This is a genomic window from Sphingobacterium sp. UBA7855 (assembly GCA_002500745.1).
GTDB lineage: Bacteria > Bacteroidota > Bacteroidia > Sphingobacteriales > Sphingobacteriaceae > Sphingobacterium.
In genome coordinates this window covers 233,665-257,584 of sequence record DLST01000011.1, presented here as the reverse complement: position 1 = coordinate 257,584, position 23,920 = coordinate 233,665, and the positions used below count along the sequence as shown (strand labels likewise).

At 38.4% G+C, this 23,920-nt stretch carries 22 protein-coding genes and 1 pseudogene; 14 read left to right on the top strand and 9 right to left on the bottom strand.

Annotation, left to right across the window (positions count from 1 at the left end; translation table 11 throughout):
• The first annotated feature begins 195 nt into the window (after positions 1-195).
• Entirely contained in the window at positions 196-960 is a 765-nt protein-coding gene (locus B2107_RS09825; RefSeq protein ID WP_293955456.1) for a DUF72 domain-containing protein, read from the top strand.
• Positions 961-973: 13 nt separating this feature from the next.
• Here the strand turns inward: B2107_RS09825 and B2107_RS09820 are convergent, their stop codons facing one another.
• The 5 genes from B2107_RS09820 to B2107_RS09800 form a co-directional block, all read right to left on the bottom strand.
• A complete protein-coding gene (locus B2107_RS09820; protein ID WP_293955455.1) occupies positions 974-1,306 on the bottom strand; it encodes a hypothetical protein in 333 nt (110 codons plus the stop codon).
• Positions 1,307-1,317: 11 nt separating this feature from the next.
• Positions 1,318-1,638: a hypothetical protein gene (locus B2107_RS09815; protein WP_293955454.1), complete on the bottom strand. Its 321-nt coding sequence runs from the start codon at positions 1,636-1,638 to the stop codon at positions 1,318-1,320.
• 115 nt (positions 1,639-1,753) lie between these two features.
• Positions 1,754-1,984: a hypothetical protein gene (locus B2107_RS09810; RefSeq protein WP_293955453.1), complete on the bottom strand. Its 231-nt coding sequence runs from the start codon at positions 1,982-1,984 to the stop codon at positions 1,754-1,756.
• A gap of 362 nt (positions 1,985-2,346) precedes the next feature.
• Positions 2,347-3,423 carry an L-dopachrome tautomerase-related protein gene (locus tag B2107_RS09805; RefSeq protein WP_293955452.1) on the bottom strand — a complete coding sequence of 359 codons (1,077 nt, stop codon included), beginning with the start codon at positions 3,421-3,423 and terminating at the stop codon, positions 2,347-2,349.
• Between the two features lie 754 nt (positions 3,424-4,177).
• Positions 4,178-5,242 carry an NADH:flavin oxidoreductase gene (locus tag B2107_RS09800; protein WP_293955451.1) on the bottom strand — a complete coding sequence of 355 codons (1,065 nt, stop codon included), beginning with the start codon at positions 5,240-5,242 and terminating at the stop codon, positions 4,178-4,180.
• A gap of 146 nt (positions 5,243-5,388) precedes the next feature.
• Here B2107_RS09800 and B2107_RS09795 point away from each other — a divergent pair, with 146 nt between their 5' ends.
• The gene (locus tag B2107_RS09795) at positions 5,389-5,700 is read left to right on the top strand and encodes a winged helix-turn-helix transcriptional regulator (RefSeq protein ID WP_293955450.1); all 312 of its coding nucleotides are present in this window, start codon (positions 5,389-5,391) and stop codon (positions 5,698-5,700) included.
• Between the two features lie 247 nt (positions 5,701-5,947).
• Here the strand turns inward: B2107_RS09795 and B2107_RS09790 are convergent, their stop codons facing one another.
• Entirely contained in the window at positions 5,948-6,481 is a 534-nt protein-coding gene (locus tag B2107_RS09790; protein ID WP_293955449.1) for a GNAT family N-acetyltransferase, read from the bottom strand.
• Between the two features lie 329 nt (positions 6,482-6,810).
• On the opposite strand from B2107_RS09790, the gene B2107_RS09785 reads away from it, so the two are divergent.
• Both B2107_RS09785 and B2107_RS09780 read left to right on the top strand, forming a co-directional pair.
• Entirely contained in the window at positions 6,811-7,533 is a 723-nt protein-coding gene (locus B2107_RS09785; protein WP_293955447.1) for an RNA ligase family protein, read from the top strand.
• Positions 7,508-8,617, top strand: coding sequence for an AAA family ATPase (locus B2107_RS09780; protein WP_293955445.1), 1,110 nt, complete (start codon positions 7,508-7,510; stop codon positions 8,615-8,617). Before B2107_RS09785 ends, B2107_RS09780 begins: the two co-directional genes overlap by 26 nt.
• Before the next feature lie 61 nt (positions 8,618-8,678).
• Here the strand turns inward: B2107_RS09780 and B2107_RS09775 are convergent, their stop codons facing one another.
• Positions 8,679-9,131: a hypothetical protein gene (locus B2107_RS09775; RefSeq protein ID WP_293955444.1), complete on the bottom strand. Its 453-nt coding sequence runs from the start codon at positions 9,129-9,131 to the stop codon at positions 8,679-8,681.
• Between the two features lie 325 nt (positions 9,132-9,456).
• Here B2107_RS09775 and B2107_RS09770 point away from each other — a divergent pair, with 325 nt between their 5' ends.
• Complete coding sequence (locus tag B2107_RS09770; RefSeq protein WP_293955442.1) at positions 9,457-9,675, top strand: hypothetical protein; 219 nt, start codon at positions 9,457-9,459, stop codon at positions 9,673-9,675.
• 3 nt (positions 9,676-9,678) lie between these two features.
• On the opposite strand, the gene B2107_RS09765 is transcribed toward B2107_RS09770, so the two are convergent.
• The gene (locus B2107_RS09765; protein WP_293955440.1) at positions 9,679-10,164 is read right to left on the bottom strand and encodes a hypothetical protein; all 486 of its coding nucleotides are present in this window, start codon (positions 10,162-10,164) and stop codon (positions 9,679-9,681) included.
• Between the two features lie 673 nt (positions 10,165-10,837).
• On the opposite strand from B2107_RS09765, the gene B2107_RS09760 reads away from it, so the two are divergent.
• The 3 genes from B2107_RS09760 to B2107_RS09750 all read left to right on the top strand — a co-directional run bounded on the left by B2107_RS09760 (position 10,838) and on the right by B2107_RS09750 (position 14,638).
• Complete coding sequence (locus tag B2107_RS09760; RefSeq protein ID WP_293955438.1) at positions 10,838-12,229, top strand: 3-keto-disaccharide hydrolase; 1,392 nt, start codon at positions 10,838-10,840, stop codon at positions 12,227-12,229.
• A gap of 15 nt (positions 12,230-12,244) precedes the next feature.
• Positions 12,245-13,660 (top strand): Gfo/Idh/MocA family protein, encoded by a 1,416-nt coding sequence (locus B2107_RS09755; protein ID WP_293955436.1) that lies wholly within the window; start codon positions 12,245-12,247, stop codon positions 13,658-13,660.
• 462 nt (positions 13,661-14,122) lie between these two features.
• Positions 14,123-14,638, top strand: a complete 516-nt coding sequence (locus B2107_RS09750; protein WP_293955434.1) for a DinB family protein — start codon at positions 14,123-14,125, stop codon at positions 14,636-14,638.
• Between the two features lie 22 nt (positions 14,639-14,660).
• Here the strand turns inward: B2107_RS09750 and B2107_RS21910 are convergent.
• Positions 14,661-14,762: pseudogene (locus B2107_RS21910) on the bottom strand (winged helix-turn-helix transcriptional regulator); the annotation flags it as partial.
• A 289-nt stretch (positions 14,763-15,051) separates the two neighbouring features.
• Between B2107_RS21910 and B2107_RS09745 the strand changes: the two are divergent.
• The 6 genes from B2107_RS09745 to B2107_RS09720 all read left to right on the top strand — a co-directional run bounded on the left by B2107_RS09745 (position 15,052) and on the right by B2107_RS09720 (position 23,915).
• On the top strand, positions 15,052-15,732 hold the full coding sequence (locus B2107_RS09745) for a response regulator transcription factor (RefSeq protein ID WP_293955432.1): 681 nt from the start codon (positions 15,052-15,054) through the stop codon (positions 15,730-15,732).
• A 2-nt stretch (positions 15,733-15,734) separates the two neighbouring features.
• On the top strand, positions 15,735-17,081 hold the full coding sequence (locus B2107_RS09740) for a sensor histidine kinase (protein WP_293955430.1): 1,347 nt from the start codon (positions 15,735-15,737) through the stop codon (positions 17,079-17,081).
• A 90-nt stretch (positions 17,082-17,171) separates the two neighbouring features.
• Complete coding sequence (locus tag B2107_RS09735) at positions 17,172-18,443, top strand: TolC family protein (protein ID WP_293955428.1); 1,272 nt, start codon at positions 17,172-17,174, stop codon at positions 18,441-18,443.
• Positions 18,443-19,549: an efflux RND transporter periplasmic adaptor subunit gene (locus tag B2107_RS09730; RefSeq protein ID WP_293955426.1), complete on the top strand. Its 1,107-nt coding sequence runs from the start codon at positions 18,443-18,445 to the stop codon at positions 19,547-19,549. Before B2107_RS09735 ends, B2107_RS09730 begins: the two co-directional genes overlap by 1 nt.
• A gap of 1 nt (position 19,550) precedes the next feature.
• Positions 19,551-22,646: an efflux RND transporter permease subunit gene (locus B2107_RS09725; RefSeq protein WP_293955424.1), complete on the top strand. Its 3,096-nt coding sequence runs from the start codon at positions 19,551-19,553 to the stop codon at positions 22,644-22,646.
• 369 nt (positions 22,647-23,015) lie between these two features.
• Positions 23,016-23,915: a dihydrodipicolinate synthase family protein gene (locus B2107_RS09720; protein WP_293955422.1), complete on the top strand. Its 900-nt coding sequence runs from the start codon at positions 23,016-23,018 to the stop codon at positions 23,913-23,915.
• Positions 23,916-23,920 lie beyond the last annotated feature (5 nt).

Here is a 23,920-nt window from a genome sequence, read left to right as displayed (position 1 = left end):
ATGGTATGCTTGTTTTATCATCTTGTAATAAGCAGAAAAAAGAGATGCCTGAAAAGAGCGGCTGTTATATATCTCGTTACTCAAAATCAACTAAAATGTTTTTTATATGCAATTCAATTACTTTTTATGTAAAAAAGGGAATCTTTTTTGATGAAAAAAATGAACCATTGTATACAGTTCGATTGTTATAACAATATGGAACAATCTTATTTTTCTGGAACAAGTGGTATCCTTTTGCCATATAAAAATAGAAGTTTTTATCCCAAGCATTTACAGGGAAAGAGCCGCCTTGCCGTATACAGCTTATTATTTAATTCTTTGGAGGTGAACAGTTCTTTCTATAAAATTCCCTGTGAAGAAACTGTTAGAAGATGGTCCGAAGAAACAGCAGACAGCTTTCGATTTACTTTTAAATTATGGAAAGGAATTACGCATGAAAAGGAACTCAGGTTTGATCCGCAGGATGTAGTTAGATTTCTATCCGTTATTGATGGTGTCGGTCAAAAGAAAGGATGTCTGCTTATACAATTACCGCCCTCATGTAAATTTACTTCTATTGGAAAGCTTACTGCGCTATTGGACTGTATCAGTCAGGATCAGAGAAGTGAGGCCTATAAGGTATGCATAGAATTTAGAAACGATTCTTGGTATAGGGAAGAAACTCTGACTCTGTTAAAATCATATGGAATGCATGTTGTTATCCATGATAAGGATACTCGTGGCATGCGTCTTCAATATACCGATACTAAAATTATCTATATGCGTCTCCATGGGCCGGATGGTGACTATCGGGGAAACTATTCAGACAGTGTACTGAGGGAATACAGTACCTATATCAATAGTTGGATCGCAGAGGAAAAAGAGGTATATGTATATTTTAATAATACCATTGGATCGGCACTTGCTAACTTGAATACATTGACGGAATATATCACAGCGAGCAAAGCATCATCTCTTTAAAACTATTTTCTCTTTAAAGGATCCGATTACGTATATATTCAGTTCCCATATAACCATCCCAGCCCTCATGTTCACGCATAATTCGCTGGTATGCTGCTGTCAATGCCTGAACCTTCGTCAATAAAGGTATACCTCTCCGGATGCAGTCATGATCGGAGAAAGTTCCAGTCTTATCGTACCATTGAAGCCAACCGAGTAATTCTTGTCGAGTCATCAGCTTTAATTGATCGAAAAGCATCTTATCTTTTAAGCCTAAAAGCTGATAACGCCAATCATTTCGATGCGATTCCATTGCTAGAATTTTTGGCAGCTGATGATCGATGATCTGTTTGATAAAAGATTCCATAATTTCAAATTTTAGTTGTTGAACATAAGTTGTGCATGGGTGTTCGAAAAAGCTTTATATTTTCTTTTCATATGGATACGCAATATTTCTTTGTATATATATTCTACAGCCTTCATTTTAGAGATCTGCTGTACTCCATTTTCAATGCATTTGCGATCGGTATAGTTTCCTTTTGGATTATTCCATTGTAGCCAATCAAGCAGCATTTCTTTTTCAAGTTTTTCAAGCCTTTGCTGTAAGCCCACTAATTCACTTTCTCTAAGCTGCTCGCGCCAGTCGGACCAAATGGAGTTCGATATTGCTGTTCTTTTCTCTTTGAATTTGTTTACCATGTATTTCTTTAAATCTGATTTGTAAAATCTATTAGATAATTAGCTTGCTGATAATAGCGTTGCCAAGTTTACTTTTCATAAATAGCTCAATCTGTTTCAATAATTCCAGGCTTACTTAGGGTACCCTCTCGAGATCCCTTATAAACCATTTCTGAATGACAGGATGCTGTTTGCAACGCTGTTCGAATTTAACGACTTCAGCTCTCGATGATTTTCCTTCTGGATCATAGTATGACCACAGTACAATGAAAATCGTATTCGGGTCTTCATCGGGATAGGGGGTATGAAAGCGAACGATGTCACCAACGTGCAACTCCTTATTGTCATAACCTGTGATTTGTTCCATAAAAGTGTCGTCTAAAACTGATAATCAAATATACTAATAATGTTAGTATTTAAAAATTATTACTAAAAATTTTATTCTTTTAGTAGGCGCTCGTTGATTCTGTTAGGCGGAACATATCCTTTGAGCGGTTTTTCGCTACATGTTATTTTTATTGTTAGCAGTTGGTTGAATTTTGGGGATGTAGCTTTTGCCTATTCTAGCGTTTTGATGACCAATAATGGGGCTTGAGGCGTTGAACTTCATGGGGAGAAGAGTTCGTAAGAATATGGATAGCTGCAACACGTGCACCGTTATATTTAACGGTGCATGGCATATCAGTTCTGTAAACAGCAGTACTCTATAACGTGTTGTATTTAATTGTTTTATCTGTTATTAAACTCATTTTTTGAGTTAGGTAGTTTTATTTTAAAAATATAATAAGGCAATTCCACCTCGTCGATTCCCTTATTCCATTGTGGATCTTTAAAAAGCTGTGCGCAAGAAAAATAAAGATATCCATCTTCGCCGATCCCCATAGAATCAGGCCATAATATGCGTCGGTCCTGGACTAAGTTATGCAATTTTCCATCAGGACTTAAATATTTTATGCTATAATCGATGGATGAAGTTAGGTAAATATTTCCGTTCATATCTGATAGTAAGCCATGTGTGATACCTACTTGTCCTTTGTCTTCAACTTTCGCCTCCAGATCTTGTTTCGTTAACGTAGAATCGGCCAAAAATTCCGTTGCGATACAGTATAAATGAGTTTGATTGATCGGTTTGAAGTATAAATATCTAAAGTCGTGACTCAATGCAATGCCATTCACATTAGAAGAAAAAGGTTTTCCGTTTTCATTGCGCATATCTTTACCGTCGTAGCTTAATATCACTTCAGGATCAGCCAGTGTAAATCGGCTTCCAGCTAATGCTTTTCGGCTCTTTCCGGTTTTAAGATCTAGAACAATGATGGCGGCTTGGCCTGGATCAGAGAGGTAGGCTAAATTTTTCTTTCCGTCAATGCGCATATCATTTAGACCCGATTTGGTTTTATCAAGGTCATCGAAACTGTAAATACGTTCAATTTGATCCTTCTTTGTGTCGATTTTCAACAATTTGAACTGCCCTTGGCTTGGTTTTTCATCATCGCCAAAAATTGATCCGGCAGATGATGGTTTGGAATCTAATACCCAAAGATTGTCCTGGGCATCGACAAATATATCCTGTACATTAACAAAGTGGGAATTCTCTATTCCTGTTTTATTCCACTCAATATCCGGATAAGGGACAGGTTTTCCGTCGATGATTTCAGTCAGTGCATACTGAAAATTCTTAGTTTGTTTAGGGAAGGAAACAAATAGACGGTTGCTGGATGTAACACTCACGCCAATGGGACGGAAGGGACCTAGATCTACTGCTACCTCTAGTTGTGGGCTTGTTGAATTATTGACTTGGGCCATTATGTTGAGAAAAAAGATGTGAAAGAATAGAAAACTAAATAAGAGCCTTTTTCGCATGTTATTGTGTTAATTTAACCTGATTTTATTCCCTTAGCGTTACAAAGCGGTATGTTATAAGCTTCATAGCGGGTCGATGCCTTTATAAAATAACTGTCTTTCGGCTAGTATTGTTTTAATAAGGAAAAGCTTTATCAAGTTTTTATAGCTGTACTGTCTTGCTTTCAAGTATATTTCTTTATAGCTATCCGTATATGGAATGAATGATTCCGATTTGAATCCACTTGAATTTTAGATGCCCAAATTTTTAGATAAGGTGATCTCAATAAATAACCACTAAGTAGAGATCTACAATAGCATTCCCCATAAAAGCTTTTCAATTTCCTTGGCATGCGTGACCGTATAAAGTTGGACTTTACATTCTTGATAGTCTTACGGTGATTTTTGACGATAATCTTTTTGCATAAATGGTCAGTGATTCATGGGGGCTTGGCGTAATCCAATCTAGATATTCGATGTCAAGCGAACCAAAGTTTATCTTGCTAAATACCCGTTGGTCTACACCTAATCCGCTTATGATATATATTTTGGTATCAGTTGTTTTCATTGAATCAAGTGTTTGGATACATTTATGGAGACAGCTGCTGGATGATCACTTTAAATAAATAGGGGCAAAATAATGATTAAAAATCAATTTTCGCCCCTGTTTTATATAACGGAGTAACATAATTTTAGTGCAGCGGTTATTGCTCCTATTTTACGACAGGCTCGCTAAACTTTTCGCTTCAAAAGTGGACAGTTCGTTGTATTTTTCGGCCTGTACTTTCTTTACCCAATTTGGATCTTGTAAGAGAGCCCTTCCCACGGCGACAAGGTCAAAGTCGCCACGGTCATACCGACGGACCAATTCGTCTAGCGACGCAGGTGAAGATTCGAATTCGGAGTCTGTAAATACGTCGCCAAAGTCTTTATCAAGGCCTACAGATCCAACTGTGATTGTGGGTTGTCCGGAGATCTTTTTAAGCCAGCCGGCGAAATTCAAATCACTGCCTTCAAATTCTGCTTCCCAATAACGGCGTTGGCTTCCATGGAAAATGTCGACACCGGCATCCGTCAATGGTAGGATCCAATCTTCCATTGCTGCAGGGGTAGGAGCAAGCTTGGCAGTATAGTCCTGTTGTTTCCATTGTGATAATCTCAGGATAATCACAAAATCCGGTCCTACAGCTTTTCGCATGGCTTTAACAACTTCCACAGCAAATTTAGAACGCTCCTTAATCGTTTTGCCTCCAAATTCGTCAGTTCGATGATTCATTCCTTCCCAAAAAAACTGATCGATCAAATAACCGTGGGCACCATGGATTTCAAAAGCATCAAAGCCGAGATCTTTCGCAGACTTGGCTGCGGCAGCGTATGCCTGTATGGTGGCTTCTATGTCAGCCAATGTCATCGTATCCGGACTCTCAAATGCTGCCGGCGGCGTCCATTGCATTGGGGTATAACCGACATGCCATATTTGAGGGGCTATTTTTCCGCCTTTGCTATGCACAGCATCAACAATATTCTTCCAGCCATTTAAAGCTTGATCACCATAAAAATTGGGAATGTCTTTTAAATTTTTTGAAGAAGGTCTTTCAATTACTGTACCCTCTGTTAAGATTAAGCCGACATCACCAGCAGCACGCCGCTCATAATAACCAGCTACGGCGCTATCGGGAATTCCGTCCAAAGAGAATGCTCTCGTCATTGGTGCCATGACAAAGCGGTTTTTCAATTTTAAATTCTTATATTCAAAGGGATTAAAAAGTGTTTGTATGCTCATTTTTCTTGTTTAAATTGTAAATCTCCACAAAGATATTTTAAATAGTGTATATTTGTAACTATTATTAGTATAAACTAGTTACCTTTGTGTAACTATTCTCAAAACATCAAATGAAAAGGACTGAATTTAAAAGCTGTTCCTGTGCGATGCAGCGCTCGATGGCAATTTTAGGTACGAGGTGGAAACCTGTCATTATTTATACACTGCGTGATCGGAAAGCCCGATTTGGTCAGCTCGATGCGTTGATAGAAAACATTTCCCGCAAGGTTCTGACCAGCTCATTAAAAGAATTGGAAGAGGATGGTGTTATTCTTAGAGAAGAATATAAGGAACTGCCACCACGCGTCGAATATTCTTTAACTGAGAAAGGTAAAGCCTTAATTCCTATTATGTGCCAATTGGCTAAATGGAACGAATCCTTTTACGAAGAACCAGAATTACCAGAATTAATAGCGTAGGTAGCGCGTAAAAAGTAAATAGCGAATTACTGTTTTTGTACCGAGTTTGTCTTAATTCCTGCCTGATGGATAGCATAGAATTACCCCTATGCGGAGGTGTATGTATGTAACTTGGCCTATTAAGCATCCTTCCCCTGGGAATCCATCTTTTTCCAGATTGACGGAAAAAACTGGCATGTCATAGTGATTCAGATTGATCAAATATAATCCGAGCGAAACTTGATTTTTTTATTCACGTATACTTGTTTTATTTTTCGGTATTGAAAATAGAGTATAATGGAATATCATAATATTTTCCATCTTTTTTTAGATGCTGTTTCAATAGCGCTTCTTTTTCCATGCCTATTTTTTCCATGACCTTTCCCGAAGCGGGGTTATGTGGAAAGTAGGTCGCAAAAATCTTGTTAAAATGCAGTTCATTAAATCCAAAGTCAATGATTGCTTTTGCTGCTTCCGTGACATAACCCTTATTCCAATAAGGAATAGCAATCCAGTATCCCAGTTCAGCCTTATCCGAGCCTTCATCGTGTAATCCGATCGCGCCAATCAGTTTTTTGTCTTTATTTCTGATAGCAAATGTAAAACCTTTACGAGTGATATATGCTTCTTCTGCTAATTTAAGCCAATATTCAGCATCTTCTTTTCGGTATGGATAAGGAATAGTTGATGTAAAGTCCGAATATACTTTATCTTGAAGATAGTCGACAATCTGCGGAATATCAGAAGCAGTAATTGCATTGAGAATAAGTCGTTCTGTTTCTAGTTGTGGGAAATCTTTCATTTGATTAAGTCCTCAATTCAGTTTAAACGAAATTGCGAGTGATGTAATTGGTGGCAAATGTAATAATTTTCATAAATTTCAGGTGAATAACATTTCTCTTTGGTATGCATATACACGCTTATTTCTAGAATCGATAGCATTGCGCATATATTTTTAAAATAAATTTTATAATTTTGCAGCTGTAGATCATTTATGTTATCAATTTTTAAAACGTAAAGCCATGTAATGCATTGTCGATATTTAGGGTGGAAGTAATCAATAGGATTTATCCGATTTGACTACCCTATACCTATGTCTTCAATTTTTTAGTATGGACTTAAATTTTAAAAATGGATTCAACAAAATATGGTCGTACCTACCATTTTCCCTTTTCTCCGGGAACAAGCAGCGACGATCGTTTTAATCAGCATTATTGGACGGATATACAATCCTTCCATCAACTGTTATATACAGAAAAATTAGATGGTGAAAACAACTGTCTTTCACAAAGGGGGGTATTTGCGCGATCTCATGCAGCCCCAACTACTTCGCCATGGACGGCTCAGCTAAGGGAACATTGGGCCAGATTAAAAAATGATCTGGATGATTTGGAGTTTTTTGGTGAAAATCTTTATGCTGTACATTCAATCGAATATCGGAAACTAGAGCACTATTACTATATTTTCGCTGCTCGAATTAAAGATCGATGGCTTTCTTGGGAAGAAGTTACATTTTACGCTAGTTTATTTGATTTGCCCATGGTACCTGTTTTAAAACTCGAAAATGTAAAGGATCTGTCAGAACAGCAACTTCAACGTTCAGTCGAAAACTTGGCCATACAGCCCTCGGTGTTCGGATCTGTTGATGCTAAAACGGGACATATGTGTACGATGGAAGGGGTGGTATGTAGGAATGTCGACGCATATCCTGTTGGGAAATTTCAGCACAACGTCTTTAAATATGTGAGAAAAGGACATGTGCAGACTGATGAGCATTGGACAAAATCATGGCGCAGAACAAAAATGATTTGGGAAAGGAGAGATGATAATGGAATGGACGATAGCAGTAGATAAGGACTGGTCGACGTTAGAGAATACATTCTCTTGGGTAAAGGATATGGGAAAGGTACAGCAGGATCCTTTGCATCATGCAGAAGGCAATGTAGCAATTCATACACAAATGGTTCTTCAGCAGCTTCAAGAGCTACCTGAATACCAAAAGCTGAACCGGCAAAAACAGGAGTTGATCTGGGCTTCGGCCTTATTGCATGATGTCGAAAAAAGGTCCACCACCATCATCGGATCAGATGGCCGTATCAGTTCGCCAAATCACGCTAAAAAAGGGGCGAAAACCACGCGGGAGATTTTGTTTCGTGATGTGGAGACTCCTTTCGTCATACGGGAGCAAATTGTGTCTTTGGTACGCTACCATGGTTTGCCATTATGGCTTATGGAAAAAGTTGATCCAATGAAAAGCGCCCTGGAGGCTTCGCTCGCTGTAGATATGAGTCAGCTCAAACTGTTGGCTGAAGCAGATGCCAAAGGTAGATATTGTCGCGATCTGGATACACTGCTTTATGCGTTGGATATGTTTGAACTGTATAGCAAGGAGGTTGGCTGCTGGAATGGGCCTCGGCCCTTTTTAACAGAAAATGCTCGATTTACTTATTTTAATGGAAATGACAACTACGTCGATTATGTTCCTTTTGATACGTTTAAATCTACAGTAATCGTTCTTTCAGGGCTGCCAGGGATGGGTAAAGACTATCATATTCAAAAAATGAATGCAGATATCCCCGTTATTAGCCTGGATGATATCAGACGCAAATATCGAATTGATCCCACTGATAAAAGGAGAAATGGATGGGTCATACAAGAAGCAAAAGAACAGGCAAAAAAATATTTGCGCTGTGGACAAGATTTTATCTGGAATGCCACGAATATAACTTCCCAAATGCGTCAGCAGCTGATCGATCTTTTTGTTGGCTACAAAGCCTATGTTAAATTATTGTATATCGAAAAACCCTATCAGGTATGGCGAACACAGAATAGAGATCGAGAATATCCATTACCTGATGCAGTCTTAGATAAAATGCTCGGTAGTTTGGATGTTCCTCAGCTCACAGAAGCTCACGAAGTTCAGTATGTCATACAGTAAATAGCATCTTAACAAAGGGTATCTTGAAATTATCCTTTGTTAAGATATGAACAATTCCTATTTACTGTTTCAATTTTTGATTTAACAGTGGAACAAGTTCCTCAATCCGGATATTGATCACATCCATGTCGATCCATAGATGAGCTGGCTTTGTAATAAGATTACGATCGATAAAGCTTAAGAGATTTATAACACGGTTTGTTTTTTGTTTTCGTAGCAAGGAAGATTCTTTTAATTTTATAAATATAGAGGATGTTCGATATAAACCAGTTACAAAACAATCGATGTCCGTCCACGGAATTGGTTGGGGTACTAATGCGCTGTTGTTTACGAGCATGTCTTGACCTATCGTGAGTGCTGCTATCCCTTTTCGATAGCGGTTCATTTGTTGTATTCTGAGGTGAAATACGCTTGCTGCTGCTAGTGCCCACACCGTCGAAGCCAATTTTAACATTAAATCTTTATGTAACCATGCATTAAGCGTAACGACTATAGCGAAAAAACAAAGCGCCATACTTATGATAATTTTTCCTCTGTTAAAATGAATTTTGATCATTATTTTTTTATAAGCATATAAACTCTGTTAAAAATAGGCGAAGACTATCTGCTGCAAAACGGCTCTTTATGTTCTGTGCCCATTTTGAGATACCTTTTATAAATATAAGCAGTAAAACCGGTCGAATCTCTTGGCAATTATTATTCGCAGCTGTTGAGTGATTATCCGCAATATATCAATTTATGTTGTGAGTACTTCTAAATTAAATGGCATTGAAATAGATTTGAATATATCTTTTTTAGTCTAATGAATAGTAGTTTTGCTTGAAGAATAAATTGACATAATGTTGGTAAATCTCAAGCAACATTTAAAGAAACTTATCGATGTAGATCCGATCCAATTAGCCGAAATAATGGGTTATTTTAGGACAAAAACGCACCTCATTTTGCAGCGTATTCCGCCACATTCAATTGCATCATTTCTAAGCTTTACACCCGAATATCTAAGTGATCCGATAAACAATAAATCCGCTGAATGCGCCGTTAAAATTAGCGGCAACTAAAGACTAGTAACATTGTTCCGAGTCAGCAACACGGAAGGGATTAATTCTGAATTGAAGGTTGTGCTCTTTTGCATAGTCATGCACTAATTTTTCGAATTTTTCCATAGCACTCCCTTCGGAAGCAGCAAAACAATGCAGGTTTAGTTCAAGCGGTTTTTCTGAGGTTGCTGGATCGATGCGCAGTCGTTCAACTTCCGAGAGAACAACCGCGAAAGAAGTTTTACAAATCTCAACATCTAGATGCGTACCTATTAATTGTGATGAAATGCTATAATAAGAATTTTTATTTTGGATTTCTTCTTGAAAAGGATCTAAATATGTCGTAATGATAGAGCGATAACCATATTTAGCATTACCAAAAAACTGATCAATATATTCCTGTGCTTTTTCATATGTTGAGAAGACACCTTCGAGATTAGTGAACAAATCTGGATCTTCCCTTACTTCTTTTGAAACTACTGTATATACCTTAATGAGGTTGGTTGTCATATTTCGTATGCTACTTTTTGTACATTAAGTAAGTTTTTCTGCAAAAAAAACTAATTTAGAATTTTATCCATCATCGATTGTAAGATAAAATCATCGTTTTAAAATAAAAAATTTCCTCTACTAATTTGTAGCCTGTTTTAGATCAGGTGCTTGTGCTTTAAAGTTGTGTATAATTTTCGTATTATCCAAATATTTTACCGATTGTTTTCATTTACGCATATTAAAGATTATCATATCACCAAATTCGCCCTCCAGCACACGAAATCGATATCGAACGCAGCTTGCTGATCAGCTTCATTTATGCATATTGACACAAAAGGAACACGTCAACGTTTTAAATAAACTCGTTATCAGCTCTCAAAAGGAACAATCTAAAAGTGCGATTTAAGAAGCTTTTTTACACTTCATCTTTTAACCTAAAGATATAGCCTATACACTTTTACTTTTGCATGGAACAAGCTTTCTTTATATAGATTCAAACGTTTTCGTAAATAAATCATATCATTTGGTTCATTTCACTTATATTAATTAATATCTTGTTTTGCCAATTCAATTCAATTGAAACGAATAGCCCATATCTAAATTAGGATGAATGTGGGGTAAACTTGTTATGATTTACAAACCAATGATGAATAAATAAACCGGGTCGATAGACTCTAGATTAAATGATAAAATGAGAAGAAACACACTATTTAAATCTGTTTTAGTGGCAGCTATGGTCAGCAATGTTGTATTGGCCTATGCCCAGGCAGGTAAGAGTAATGACAAAGGTTGGACAAACCTTTTTGATGGAAAGACGCTAAATGGCTGGAAAACTGTTGGAGGAAAAGCACCCTATTCTATTGAGGGAGATGCTATTGTTGGGCGAATGACAAAGGGTACCCCCAATTCTTTTTTAATTACTGAGAAAGAATACGGTGATTTCATATTGGAGCTTGATATTAAACTTGAAGGGAAGGAAACTAATTCAGGTATCCAGACTAGAAGCCATCTCGATCCAAAAGCCAACGATGGACGAGGGCGTGTATATGGACGACAAGTGGAGATTGACCCATCCGGGCGCGCATGGACGGGTGGAATATATGATGAAGCACGTCGCGGATGGATTTATCCTTTAGATTTAAATGAGAATGCAAAAAAAGCATATAAAGCAGAACAATTTAATCATATCCGAATAGAGGCCATCGGCGATGAGCTGCGTACTTGGGTCAATGATATACCAGTGTCGTACGTTGTTGATACTATTGATAGAACGGGGTTTATCGGACTTCAGGTGCATAGTATTCCGGCGCAATTGGATGGAAAGAAAGTTTATTTTAAGAATGTAAAAATAAAAACAACTGATCTTAAACCAAAAGGTTTTCCTAAAGATGTATATATCGTCAATCTGAAGCCCAATGAAGTGGTGGATGCTGAAAAGAAAAAGGGTGTTAAACTCTTATTTGACGGTAAAACCAATAAAGGTTGGCGTAGCATACATAGCGATAAGTTTCCAGAACGGGGGTGGGAAGTCAAGGACGGACAAATGACTGTACTAAAATCTGACGGTGGAGAATCAACGAATGGTGGAGATATTGTCACAAAAGATAAATATGCTGTGTTTGATCTTTCATTTGAATTTAAGCTTAGTCCAGGTGCAAATAGTGGTGTGAAATATTTTGTCACCTTGAAAGAAAAATCAAAAGGATCGGCTATTGGCTTGGAATACCAAGTGCTTGATGATGCTTTGCACCCTGATGCGAAATTGGGTAGGGATGGAAACCGGACGTTGGCCTCCCTATATGACCTCATTACATCCAATCGTGATGAGCGTGCACGCAGGCCGATCGGTGAATGGAATAGGGGTAGAGTTGTTGTTACAGCAGATAATAAAGTGGAACATTATTTAAATGGCATCAAAATGCTATCTTATGAACGGGGCTCCAAAGCGTTTAAAGATTTGGTTCAAATCAGCAAGTATAAAGACTGGGAGAACTTTGGCGAAGCTCAGGAAGGCTTTATTCTTTTGCAGGACCATGGAGATCGGGTCTCCTTTCGCAGTATAAAAATCAATACACCCAATTAAGACTAACTACTCTTTATGAATCATTATTTATCGCGCAGAAGCTTTGTTAAGCAGTCCGTTATTGCTGCAGGAGCTGTTATGTTGTCCAAAAGTGTCTTAGGAAAAGTCAATCTGGCCAAACCGAATGAACGTGTTAATCTTGCCTGCGTTGGATTAGGCAATAGGGCAGCAGAAATCATTAAAGAACTCTATAAAACTGGACTCTGTAATATCGTAGCATTATGTGACGTGGATCTTGGCGCTAAACATACACAGGAGATATTGGGTATGTTTCCTGACGCGCCCCGATTTAAGGATTTTAGGCTGATGTTTGACAAAATGGGAAATCAGATCGATGCTGTAAGTATAGGAACTCCTGATTTCTCTCATTTTGCGATAACGATGCTTGCATTGGATTTGGGTAAACACGTTTACGTGGAAAAACCAATGGCAAGAACATTCCTTGAAGTTGAGCTGATGGCAGATAAAGCTCGGAGAAATCCGAAACTTGCTACCCAAATGGGAAACCAAGGACACTCCGAAGCAAATTATTTTCAGTTTAAGGCTTGGAAAGATGCGGGCATTATTAGAGATGTTACGCGCATAGATGCGCACATGAATATGCCGCGCAGATGGCATGGCTGGGACGTGAATATGAAGGGCTTTCCTGCCGCGGAGATGATACCCGAAACGCTAGACTGGGATCTTTGGCAGATGCAGACTATTGGTCACAATTATAATAAAGATTTTGTCAATGGACAATGGCGTTGTTGGTACGATTTCGGAATGGGCGCTTTGGGCGATTGGGGGGCTCATATATTGGATACAGCACATGAATTTTTAGATTTGGGACTCCCAACCGAAGTCTCAGCGGTAAAGCTAGAGGGGTATAATTCGTATTTCTTTCCGATGTCTTCCACCTTAAAATTTCATTTTCCAAAAAGGAAAAAAATGCCTGCAGTAGATATTAATTGGTATGATGGATTAGATAATTTGCCCCCTATACCCGAAGGATATGGGGTATCCGGACTGGATCCTAATATTCCTCCGCCAAGTACAGGGAAATTAGAGCCCGCTAAATTAAATCCAGGAAAGATTATTTACGGAAAAGATCTGATATTTAAAGGTGGTTCGCACGGCAGTACGCTTCAGATTATTCCAGAAGCGAAAGGCAAAGAAATGCAGGCTCGTTTACCGGAAGTGCCAACATCACCATCCAACCACTTTGCTAATTTCTTAAAGGGTTGTAAAGGTGAAGAGAAGACGCGTTCGGCTTTTGAAATTGCAGGTCCTTTGAGCCAGGTGTTCTGTTTAGGTGTCATTGCACAGCGATTAAACAGTAAATTGATACTGAATACACAGACAAAGGAAATTGTCAATGATAAGTTTGCCAATGCACTCTTAGCTGGACCTCCACCTGCAAGAGGCTGGGAACAGTATTATAAGATGTAAAGAATCGAAGATTGAACATAGAAATGAAGGGCAATGTTAAACGTTGCCCTTTTACGTTAATAAAAGCTTTGTTCTTATCCAGTGATTTACCTGCCATCAATACATTTAAATGAGTGAAAATAATAATAAGTGGGAAGTCTGGATGTAGAGAGAAGAATTAGACCTATTTTGACGTGCTGGTGAATTAGGAACTGTTACGATACTTCAGCCCCCCAAAAAAAAAGGTTTTCAAACGGGGAGAATGAAAACCTTAAATAACCAATTATAAACCTAAATTATGATGACACAAATGTAAGTGTATTTTCTACACTATGCAAATTTATTTTAAAATAATTTGATGTTCTTTAAACGAATTGAAAGAAGTCATTATTTTTACATTATCAAAGCTTTGTTTTTTTACAAATTTTCACGACTTATACATGGTGGTACATGAATAGTTGAAAACAACATCTAGATATTTATATGGAAAATTTAGAAGTTTGGATGCGTGGACCTATTGCTGGAATTCCCGCTCTGTTGCAGCCTGTTGCACATACACTTTTGCAGGTTGCAGAGGATGTTTCAACCTATACTGGTCAGCTGTCTGCACAACAGCTTTGGATAAAGCCCTGTGGGAATGCCAGTATAGGTTTTCACTTACAGCATATCACTGGAGTGATCGATCGCATGTTTACTTATGCTAAAAACAAACCCCTAACGGACGAACAATTGGATTACCTCCATAGAGAAGGCAAAGAAAATGTCGATGCAAGTCCCGCATCTCTTGTCGAAAACTTACATGAACAGGTCAAAATAGCCTTACAAATGCTAGCTTTAATCGATTCGAATACATTGACCGAGCAACGTTTTTTGGGAAGAAAGCGCATCCCCACCACATTGATAGGACTGTTGTTTCATGCTGCAGAACATGCCCAGCGTCACGTTGGCCAATTGCTGGTGACGGCACGTTGTCTTCCCCCCATTTCCCGCGTTCCTTGATGATCGGTCTGAGCTGATAATCAAGTTCGGTCAGTTCATACATAACCCGTCCTGGTACCTCTGTATATACGTGACGCTTTACCACTCCACGTTCTTTCAGTTTCCGCAGCTGTGGGGGCAGCATGCCTCCGTTAATATTGGGTAAACATCCTCTGATCCCAGTATAGTGGGAACTTCCATTGATGGGTAGCAACATATTGTTAAAGTATAATCAATTTAGGTGATGCGAAGTATTTTATATCAGAATAGATCAAATTTTGATTGGGAATGCTCCTAAAACTTAGTGGACAGGATTGAAGAAGTAGGGGCGCTATGGATTATCGGACGATTAAATTGTAAATTTGTATACTTGTAAGATTCTAAGAGGAATTCATGATTTTTATCATCCCACATAAAACTAAACAGCGTATACTATGCAGATACTTTTAGTAGAAGACGATCGTCGCATTAGCAGCTTCGTCGTTAAAGGCTTAGAAGAAATGGGAAACCAGGTTATCTTGGTTGAATCTGCGGAAGCGGCACGTGAATGGATCAATGTCGATTCATTGGATATTATTGTACTTGATATTATGTTGCCTGGAATAGATGGCATACAGTTTACAAAGACAATCAGGTATCGAAAAAATCATATTCCTATATTGATTTTAAGTGCTTTAGGAGAAATTGAAGATAAAGTCGAGGCCTTAGAAAGTGGAGCTGACGACTATCTTGTTAAGCCCTTTTCTTTTAAGGAATTGGTAAGCCGTATTAAAGCGTTGGTACGGAGGGACAATTATAAAAATGTACAAAATGATAGTCGTATAGAGATCCGCGACTTAAAGGTCGATCTTGAACGCTACGAAGTATTCAAGAATGGTAAAAATGTTGATCTATCTCCCAAAGAATTTAAGCTATTGAAGTATCTGATTGAAAATCGCAATAAAACTCTTTCGCGAACAGCAATATTACAGGCTGTTTGGGGCATTGATTTTGATAATAATACCAATGTAGTAGATGTGTATGTTTCTTATCTAAGAGGTAAGGTCGACACTGGTCATGTGGCTTCCATTATCAAAACAGTGAAAGGTGTGGGGTACATGCTTACAACGGACTGATTATGAATTTAAAGATTCGGCTTACACTTTTTTCGACGTTGGTATTCACCATCATTTTCGCACTTGCAACCGTAGTTATTTACTGGATGTTTTATAATTCATCTGAACGACATCTAGTAAGCTCGCTGGAAAAAAATGCTAAGATTGCGGGTATTTATTACCTAGAAGCGGATGAACAGAGTCCATTAAAGCATTTGGAATCTAAAAATCAATATGAAAGTTTGGTCAAACGTGCTATGGTAGCAGTTTACAATGCCGCAGGAAAAGTAAGTTACGGTGGTATGCGGTTCGATAGTCTGATTACTAAGGATTTATTAAGCCAGCTGAAAAAAGATAAAACAATCTATTTAAAAACAGAAGATAGCTTTTATTTTGGGTTGTATTATCCCGATAATCAAGGCGATTTCTTTGTGTTTGTAAAAGAATCAAGTGCTGACTTTGATCATCAATTAAATCGTTTGCTCATGACACTTGTCCTTGTATTTCTTGTAGCATTGATCAGTATTGCCCTGTTGTCAGTTTGGTTAAGTAAGTATGCCTATCTGCCCATTCGTAAAGTGATCCAGGAAATTCAGCACAAGGATTTAAGTACTATCCAAGAGCCCTTGACAAGTATAAACACCAAGGATGAGCTGCAAGATCTTATTGAAAGTTATAATGCTCTTCTGCGGCGGATTAGTGAAAACATGATTATTAGAAAGAACTTTGTAAGTTATGTTTCACATGAATTTCGAACGCCTCTGGCAGGTATACTAGGGTCAATGGAGGTTTTCGGGGCAAAAGTGAGAAGCGAAGAAGAATATCGTGAATTGGCTGAAACTATTACCGACCATGTCAATTTTCTTAATCAGCTTATAGGTAATTTTCTTTTACTCACAGATGATCAGGCCGTGAAACGTTCCCAAGAACTTTTTCGGATCGATGAGGTGGTTTGGGATCTTGTACCTAAGCTTTCCCGATCGTTCACTGCGCCTTTAAAGATTGATGTAAAGGTCGATGAACCGCAATATTTTAATTTTTGGGGAAATAAGATGCTTGTCACACTTTCTATCTCCAATTTAATAGAGAATGCACTCAAATATGCAAATGGGCAAGAAGTACTTGTCCAAATGACAAATGCAAATGGCAGATTGTCTTTGCAGATTATAGACCACGGCATTGGCATTCCAGCAGCCGAACTGGAGTCTGTAAAGCAGACTTTTTATCGTGGCTCTAATGTAGGTAACGTCAAGGGCAGCGGTATAGGTCTTTCTTTTGCGCAAATTGTGTTTAAGGATCAAGGGGTTGACTTTGATATCCATTCAACCGATTTGGGTACAACGGTATCGCTACTATTCCCTAAATTCTAACCGTTTTCTAATCTCTTCTAATCAAACTTTAATTTCCTCTAAAGTTACCTGTAATCCTCGCCAGTTAGTTTTGTAGAAATTCAAAATTAGGTGAGAAAACTACAGATTACATTATTGCTACTACTAGGCCTGAATAGTAAGCTATTTTCACAGGAAGCCGGAGAAAACCGTTTACAAAAATCGGAGATAGAACAAATTTTCCTGGCCCATAACCTGAACTTAATGGCTCAACGTTTTCATATGCAACAAGCCGAGGCAGCTGTGCTTCAGCAAAAGTTGTGGCCCAATCCAACGATCTCAATTTCTGAGTTCAATCTTTGGAAAAATTCCTCCAGCGAATCGCTTCCAGCGTTGGTCGGTAATTACGGTAAATATCAACAGGTGTCGGTCGAATTGGAACAGACCATTGAAATGGCTGGTAAACGAAAGAAAAGGGTGCAACTGCAGCTGCTTGAAAAAGAGAATGCGCAGCTTCAGTTCCAAGAATTGTTGCGGAACCTGAAATATGATCTTCGGAGTCAGTGTCTCGAATTACAGATCTTACAGGAGAAAGAAAAGTTATATGGTAATCAAGTCAATATCTTTCAGACATTGGCTCAATCCTATCAAAATCAATGGAGAGAAGGTAATGTAAGTGAGATGGACTACCTCAGGATTCAAAGTGAATCTATCGCGTTTGGGAACAAATTGAATGAAATTCAACAGGAGAAAATTGAAAAAATGAATGCAGTTGCACAATACCTCGGGAATAAGGGAGCTGCACTCACAATAGCAGATACGATTGACGTGCCACATTTTTTGCAGGGAAAAAAACAGGAGTGGAAAATTATGGCCCTTGATAATCGAAGCGACTATAAAATCGTCCAAAACGAATTCAAGAAAAGCGATGCTCAGCTGAAAATAGAAAAGGCAGAACGTATTCCGGATTTGAAGGTATCAATCAATTATGACCGCGGTGGAAATATTATGCGTGATTTCGTAGGGTTGGGGGTGGCTATGGATCTTCCTTTATTTAATCGAAATCAGGGCAATATCAAAATCGCTAAACTGGAACTTGAGAAAAATAAAGTAGAAATCGAGCAATTTCGTATCGACATCGAACGCGAAATTGATTTCCTTTCGGCGCGCTTGACCAATCTTGAAGCGAGTTTGAAAACGATGAACACAGGCTTTGATCATAATCTGGATGTAGCGCTGGAGCGCTATGTACGAAATTTTCAAGAGCGAAGATTGACCATTGTTGAATTTATAGACTTTATCAATAATTATATGGAAAATAAGGAATCGATATTGGAGCGTAGGGTCAAATACCTACAGTATAAAGAAGAGTTGATGTATTTAATCGGAAAGGATATTGTCTAATGAAAAGAAACTTATTGATGCCATTGACCTTGATGTCCATCTGTGTAATTTGGGGATGTCAGTCAACAAAGAATGAAGAGCAAGCTATCCTGTCAACCAAAGGTTTCTGCCTTAGTGCTGATTTCAAAAACCAAATCAAAATTGATTCTATAAAGAAGAGGGCGGTATCTGAACAGATTGCTTTGAATGGTGTGATCCAATACGATCAGGATGAACTTGCAGCGCTGAAGAGTCCGATACCTGGTATCGTACAGTCTGTCTCGTTCAAAATGGGTGATTACGTGGAGAAAGGACAGGTTCTCGTGTCGCTCAAAGGCACATCAGTCAATGATTTAGGAAAGGAGCTGCGTGAACTCGAAAATAGTAAGCGCTTGACGGAGCGTAAATTGGAAAGTCTGCACAGCCTGCTGAAAGATGGTATGGCTTCTCAACGCGAACTGGAAGAGATGGAAAGTGAACTGAAAGCCATAGAGATCGGAATTCGCAATGTAAAGGCCAATATGAATCTGCTCAATGGGTCATTAGAAAACGGTATGTTTTACATCCGTGCGCCTAAAGCTGGTTATATTGTGGATAAAAAGGTGAGCCCCGGTATGACAGTTGGTGATGATACGGAGTTACTGTCGGTTAGTAAACTGAATGAAGTATGGGTTTCGGTCAATATTTATGCAAATAACCTGCCTTTTGTAAAAAATGGTGCTTCTGTCAAGATCACAACATTAGCTTATAAAGGAGAATCTTTTGAAGGTTACATTGATCAAGTAGCGAATTTTTTTGATCCCGATGAACGTGTTGTTAAAGCGCGTATAAAATTGTTGAACAAAGACTTGAGATTAAAGCCCGGGATGAGTGTAGACGTATTGGTAGAAAAAGCCGTGTCTGGACAAGAAGAGCACATGTTGGCAATACCCAAAGATGCAATTATCCTTCACAACAATCAGAATTTTGTAGTTCTCTACAAGAATGATTGTGATTTAGCTGTAAAGCCAGTAGACATTGTTGCTGAGAATGAAACCTATGCTTTCATCAAAACAGGAATGGCTGAGGGGGATCAGGTGATGACTGAAAATGAGCTAATTGTATTTGATGAATTGATAAATAAATAGGATGAAGAAAGTTGTACAAAATATTGTTTCATTTTCATTGAAACACTCCTTGGTCGTCCTTTTTTTTACGATGGCATTGTTATTTGGCGGTATATATGCCTATTTACATACACCCATTGAAGCTTTTCCCGATGTGACCAATACAAGGGTTAGGATTATCACGCAATGGCCGGGACGCAGTGCTGAGGAAATAGAAAAGTTCGTCACACTGCCAGTGACCAAAGAAATGAATACGATTCCAAAGAAAACGGATGTTCGCTCAATATCACTATTTGGTTTATCTGTTGTAACAATTCAATTTGAAGATGGTGTAGCAGACTTTTACGCACAGCAGTATGCAGGTAATAAAATGCGTTCTATTGAATTGCCAGAAGGTGCTGAAAGTTCCATTGAACCACCCTCTGGCGCAACGGGAGAAATTTTTCGCTATGTGGTGAAGAGTAATCTTCCGATTAAAGAGGTCTCTGCCATTCAGGATTGGGTGATTGAACGGGAACTCGTTGGTGTGCCTGGAGTGGCAGACGTCGTTAGTTTTGGGGGCGAGGAAAAGATTTATGAAATAAAAATCAATCCAACAGAGCTGGCCAATTATAACCTTTCGCCGTTGGATGTATATGAGGCCGTATCGCGGTCGAATATCAACGTGGGCGGAGATGTTATCCAAAAAGGTAATCAGGCCTATGTGGTACGAGGTGTCGGTTTGTTAGATAAAATCGATGATATAGGCAATATCTTAATTAAAGTGGTGGGTAATACACCGATACTAGTGAAGCATGTCGCAGAAGTAGAATTAGGGGCCAAGCCTAGGCTCGGTCAGGTAGGTCTTAATCAAGAAGATGATCTTGTCCAAGGAATTGTCATTATGCTTAGGGGAGAAAATCCATCTGCAGTCGTGACAAAGTTAAAAGAAAAAATAACGGAACTGAATGAACGTATTTTAACCGAAAATGTCAAGATTGAACCCGTCATAGATCGTACGAAATTGGTGAACAATACCGTACATACAGTCTCTAAAAATCTGATAGAGGGGGTCCTGCTCGTTTCGATCATCGTCTTTATCTTTTTAAACAACTGGAAGACAACTTTTATCGTAGCATCTGTTATTCCATTGGCCTTCCTATTTGCGATTATTTTATTGAAAATACAGGGGCTGCCTGCAAATTTGATCTCCATGGGAGCCCTAGACTTTGGACTGCTGCTCGAAGGTACGCTGGTCATTGTAGAAACTGTTTTCGTGTCTCTGGAAAAAGAGGCACATCGGCTTGGGACAGCACGTTTTAATAAGATATCAAAGTTAGGAATTATCAAAAAAAGTGCAGGTTCAGTAGCCGGATATATCTTTTTTGCCCTGTTGATTTTAATCGTTGCGTTGACTCCCATCTTCTCTTTTCAAAAGGTGGAAGGAAAGATGTTCTCACCATTGGCTTTTACACTCGGTTATGCTTTGTTGGGTTCATTGATCCTGAGTTTGACCTATGTACCCGCCATGTGTAAATACTTGCTGAAAAAAAATATCAAAGAGGATGAAAATAAGATCACTAAAGTTAGTCGTAATGCCATTTTTAAAGGTTTTAAGAGAGCTTTTGATCATCCAAAATGGACGTTATCTATTTTTGTCTGTGTGTTGTTAGTTTGTATTGTTCGATTTAGCCACTATGGTTCTGAGTTTCTTCCTAAATTGAATGAGGGAGCAATTTATGTTCGTGCAACTCTACCCAACAGTGTCAATCTGGAAGAATCGGTCAAATTAACCAAAACCATGAAAACAAAATTGATGAAGCAGTTTGATGAGATTGAGTTTATTATGACGCAGACAGGTCGCCCCAATGATGGAACAGATCCAACAGGTTTTTTTAATATAGAATTCAATATTGAATTAAAACCTCAGGGTGAGTGGAAACGTAAACTGTCAAAAGAGAAATTGATCGGTCAAATGCGGGATAGCCTACAGACTTTTCCTGGAATCAACTTTGGTTTTAGCCAGCCGATTCAAGATAATGTAGAGGAGTATGTAGCAGGAGTAAAAAGTCCACTAGTGATCAAAATTTTTGGTGAAAACTTACAAGATTTAGAAAATAAAGCTAATAAATTTGCAGAGTCACTTAAAAAGGTGGATGGCATCACAGATGTCAATGTTTTTAAAAATATAGGCCTTCCTGAGTTGCGTATCCAATTGCATGATTCAAAGATGGCAAAATATGGTGTTTCAACCAAAGATGTACAGTCTGTTATTGAAATGACTATTGGTGGGCAATCTGTTACACATTTCTACGAAAATGAGCGGATTTTTGATGTTCGCCTACGCTTCCAAAAATCATATCGTGATAATCCAGAAAAGATCGGAAATATCATCATTCCGACAATGAATGATCAGAAAGTCCCACTACGCGAGATCGCAACAATAGATTATCATACCGGCCCGGCTTTTATTTATAGAGAAGGTAATTCCCGTTATATTGGCGTTGGTTTTAACATTGAAGGACGAGACTTGGGCAGTACTATTGCCGATGCAAAAAAGCAGATAGATAAGGATATTCAGTTGCCTAAATCCTATAAAGTGATATGGGCTGGTGAATTTGAAAGCAAAGAACGGGCAACCAAACAGTTGATGAATGTCGTTCCTATTTCTTTGATTTTAATTTTGTTATTACTTTATGCCAATTTCGGCAATGTAAAAGATACATTGATATCATCGCTGACCCTCGCCTTTGCATTTATTGGCGGATTTATTTCCTTGTGGGTCACCGGAACAACTTTTGGGATTTCGGCAGGCATTGGATTTATTATTCTTTTTGGTGTAGCGACGATTGACGGTATTGTTTTAATTGGAGTTATGAAAGAAAATCTGTTGCATAAAATGAGTTTAAAGCCTGCTATTTATGAAGCTGTAAAGAGCCGTATAAGACCCATTTTAATGATCGCTTTAATGGGTGCAATGGGATTATTGCCAGCGGCGCTTTCCAATGGAATGGGATCCGAAATTCAAAAGCCACTAGCGATCATGATTGTGGGCGGATTAATTATGTGTATGATACTGTCCTTTTCAATATTACCAATAGTTTTTTATTACGCATATAAGAAGGAGAGCAGCGATTAGTTACCCATTTTTAATTATTATATACGATACAAAGGTTGCCTGTTAGACAGTGCAACCTTTGTTGGTTAAAGCCATCGCGTCCCCCATGAATTGAAAATATACTTTTTATAGCCCATTTTTTGTAAATTTTATTATAAATGTTGAACTTACATTTGAGTTTTTCATGCCGAATTGTATCTTAAAATAGTTCCATCTCCTGCTAAAAAGAATTCCATGTCGCCATTTAAGTTAAAAAGCCCTTCTTCAGCTTTGTCAGGGATAATTTTTACTGGAAAAGGTCAATATTAGGTCAGTGTTGATTAATTCATAAGAAGACTGTATATCTTATTTCAGATAGATTTGTGATAAAGAAATAATAAAATATACGCTATGGCACAATTTAAATGGGAAGGAATTTACCCTGCAATGTTATCTCCATTTGATGAAAATGGAAATTTGGATTTTGATATGTTTGGTAAAAACATTGAAGCACAATTGGATGGAGGTGTTCACGGTCTAATTATCGCTGGATCGTTGGGAGAGGCAAGTGTTTTAAGTACGGAAGAAAAATATGATTTATTGACATATGCGTTGAAACTTGTCGATGGACGTGTACCTGTGTTGCTAAATATTGCAGAAAATACAACCGCTGCTGCGATCAAAGTAGCTCAGACCAGTGAAGAGTTGGGCGCAGATGGCTTGATGTTATTGCCACCGATGCGCTATAGAGCAGATGACAGAGAGGCCGTTGCTTATTTCCGTGCTGTTGCACAAAGTACCAAACTTCCAATTCTAATCTATAATAACCCTGTTGACTATAGTACTTATGTGTCATTGGATATGTTTGAAGAACTCTTATTAGAACCAAATATTCAGGCGGTGAAAGAGTCTACACGCGATTTGACCAATATCACGCGTTTGAAAAATCGTTTTGGAGATCGATTAAAGATTATGGCTGGTGTAGATACATTAGGGCTCGAGTCTTTGATGTTAGGGGCTGATGGTTTAGTTGCTGGACTGGTCGACGCATTTCCAAGAGAAACGGTCGTCATGTACGATCTTGTAAAAGCTGGCGAGTACAGTAAAGCTGTAGAAATATACCGGTGGTTTATGCCTTTATTGGAATTGGATATCCATCCTAAATTGGTCCAATATATTAAATTGGCGGCGACGGCAGAAGGAATTTCAACACCCTATACACGCGCTCCTCGATTACCATTGATCGGTGAGGAAGAACAACGGGTGAAGAAAATTATTGCAGATTCAATCGCAACTAGACCACAACTATAAGGGCT

Coding starts and splice junctions, on each gene's coding strand:
- B2107_RS09825 (WP_293955456.1), top strand. CDS start 196: ATGGAACAATCTTATTTTTCTGGAACAAGTGGTATCCTTTTGCCATAT.
- B2107_RS09820 (WP_293955455.1), bottom strand. CDS start 1,306: ATGGAATCTTTTATCAAACAGATCATCGATCATCAGCTGCCAAAAATT.
- B2107_RS09815 (WP_293955454.1), bottom strand. CDS start 1,638: ATGGTAAACAAATTCAAAGAGAAAAGAACAGCAATATCGAACTCCATT.
- B2107_RS09810 (WP_293955453.1), bottom strand. CDS start 1,984: ATGGAACAAATCACAGGTTATGACAATAAGGAGTTGCACGTTGGTGAC.
- B2107_RS09805 (WP_293955452.1), bottom strand. CDS start 3,423: ATGGCCCAAGTCAATAATTCAACAAGCCCACAACTAGAGGTAGCAGTA.
- B2107_RS09800 (WP_293955451.1), bottom strand. CDS start 5,242: ATGAGCATACAAACACTTTTTAATCCCTTTGAATATAAGAATTTAAAA.
- B2107_RS09795 (WP_293955450.1), top strand. CDS start 5,389: ATGCAGCGCTCGATGGCAATTTTAGGTACGAGGTGGAAACCTGTCATT.
- B2107_RS09790 (WP_293955449.1), bottom strand. CDS start 6,481: ATGAAAGATTTCCCACAACTAGAAACAGAACGACTTATTCTCAATGCA.
- B2107_RS09785 (WP_293955447.1), top strand. CDS start 6,811: ATGGATTCAACAAAATATGGTCGTACCTACCATTTTCCCTTTTCTCCG.
- B2107_RS09780 (WP_293955445.1), top strand. CDS start 7,508: ATGGAATGGACGATAGCAGTAGATAAGGACTGGTCGACGTTAGAGAAT.
- B2107_RS09775 (WP_293955444.1), bottom strand. CDS start 9,131: ATGGCGCTTTGTTTTTTCGCTATAGTCGTTACGCTTAATGCATGGTTA.
- B2107_RS09770 (WP_293955442.1), top strand. CDS start 9,457: ATGTTGGTAAATCTCAAGCAACATTTAAAGAAACTTATCGATGTAGAT.
- B2107_RS09765 (WP_293955440.1), bottom strand. CDS start 10,164: ATGACAACCAACCTCATTAAGGTATATACAGTAGTTTCAAAAGAAGTA.
- B2107_RS09760 (WP_293955438.1), top strand. CDS start 10,838: ATGAGAAGAAACACACTATTTAAATCTGTTTTAGTGGCAGCTATGGTC.
- B2107_RS09755 (WP_293955436.1), top strand. CDS start 12,245: ATGAATCATTATTTATCGCGCAGAAGCTTTGTTAAGCAGTCCGTTATT.
- B2107_RS09750 (WP_293955434.1), top strand. CDS start 14,123: ATGGAAAATTTAGAAGTTTGGATGCGTGGACCTATTGCTGGAATTCCC.
- B2107_RS09745 (WP_293955432.1), top strand. CDS start 15,052: ATGCAGATACTTTTAGTAGAAGACGATCGTCGCATTAGCAGCTTCGTC.
- B2107_RS09740 (WP_293955430.1), top strand. CDS start 15,735: ATGAATTTAAAGATTCGGCTTACACTTTTTTCGACGTTGGTATTCACC.
- B2107_RS09730 (WP_293955426.1), top strand. CDS start 18,443: ATGAAAAGAAACTTATTGATGCCATTGACCTTGATGTCCATCTGTGTA.
- B2107_RS09725 (WP_293955424.1), top strand. CDS start 19,551: ATGAAGAAAGTTGTACAAAATATTGTTTCATTTTCATTGAAACACTCC.
- B2107_RS09720 (WP_293955422.1), top strand. CDS start 23,016: ATGGCACAATTTAAATGGGAAGGAATTTACCCTGCAATGTTATCTCCA.